The sequence below is a fragment of the Microcoleus sp. PH2017_08_TRC_O_A genome (genome assembly GCF_020738665.1).
In the GTDB taxonomy this organism is placed as follows: Bacteria; Cyanobacteriota; Cyanobacteriia; order Cyanobacteriales; family Microcoleaceae; genus Microcoleus.
Genome location: NZ_JAEQCE010000001.1, coordinates 35,590 through 36,832, shown reverse-complemented (window position 1 = coordinate 36,832; position 1,243 = coordinate 35,590). Strand labels below are relative to the sequence as shown.

Below are 1,243 nucleotides of genomic sequence, written 5' to 3'. Positions count from 1 at the left end.
ATTCATCTATTGTGGAACGGGCTTCTAGCCCGTGCTCAGCAACAGGCAAGATGCCTGTTCCACAAGACAATTCATCTATTGTGGAACGGGCTTCTAGCCTGTTGCTGACATCTGTATCATTTCCCGTTAACAGCCAGCGGGGAACTGGTTGCTGGAAAAATCGCCAGTTGGGGTCAAATTTGCGCGATCGCGAACACACAATTTGCACCGGTTGTGGGGGCTTTCCTTGCAGTTTCCTTTGTTCTAGCAAATCGGGTGAAAAGACTCTCAGAGTAGTTCCATAGGCGCGTAAAGTGCCGTTTCCGAACAAAACTGCGTCACTGGCGGCGACTTGTTGTTCGAGGTGAGATTTGTCGTTAGCTGAACCGAATCTGGCGGCGGTGAGGGCGGTATCTGTAATTTTGCCATCGGCACTCATGGCGAGTATTACTGTTGTGTGAATCATTCGATTTGGGATTTAGGGTTCGGGATTTTAGAATACAAAAAACCCAGCGGTTGAAATCGCCGAGTGTTTCTACCTCATTTACCTAATTCCCGAATAAACGCTCGATCGCAACTGAAACATTTGGAAAAGCGAGGGGATTAATATTACCGTGAGTCAGAGTTTCTCTGAATTGATAGCCAGCATCGGTAGGATCTCGAAACACGATTAATTCCATAGTTCGCAAATTGACAACCCAATACTCGGCAATCCCGGCGGCGGCGTAAATTTTGTTCTTAATTCCCAAGTCTTTAGTCAGAGTAGAATTGGAGTATTCTATCAGCCAAAAGATGTTTTCTGGATAGGGATGATGTTCTCGATAATTTTGTCCCAAACGTTGAATTACAGCGATATCTGGTTCGGGTTCGGAGTTGTTAAGTGGCAAGGTAATGGGCTTACCTTGTCGCACTTTAGCCCGATCGCCTAGCAAGTAAATTAGGTACTCTCCAGCCTCATCGCTACAGTAAGCATGAGATTCTCCTTCGGGAGCCATTTCGATTATTTCTCCACCGATTAGTTCAACTTTTCGCCCTTCCAGAATGCCGGCTGCAATGATGCGGTGGTAGTCTGCAACCGTCCATTTTACAGTTGTGACGCTCACGGCGATTACTCCTGTGTTTTTATTGTTATTTTACAGTCGATCGCACATTTCTCCCAAAAACCCGATCGCCCATCCACCCAAAAATGCGATCGCACATCCACAAAAAACCCGATCGCCCATCCACAAAAAACCCGATCGCCCATCCACCCAAAAACCCGATC

The 1,243-nt window shown here is 46.7% G+C and carries 2 protein-coding genes; both read right to left on the bottom strand.

The features are described from left to right. The coding region (locus tag JGK22_RS00135; RefSeq protein WP_293189243.1) for a dihydrofolate reductase family protein at positions 1–445 on the bottom strand (445 nt) is incomplete at its 3' end. 82 nt (positions 446–527) lie between these two features. Beyond that, positions 528–1,082 (bottom strand): Uma2 family endonuclease, encoded by a 555-nt coding sequence (locus tag JGK22_RS00130; RefSeq protein WP_293312139.1) that lies wholly within the window; start codon positions 1,080–1,082, stop codon positions 528–530. Between the last annotated feature and the right edge of the window lie 161 nt (positions 1,083–1,243).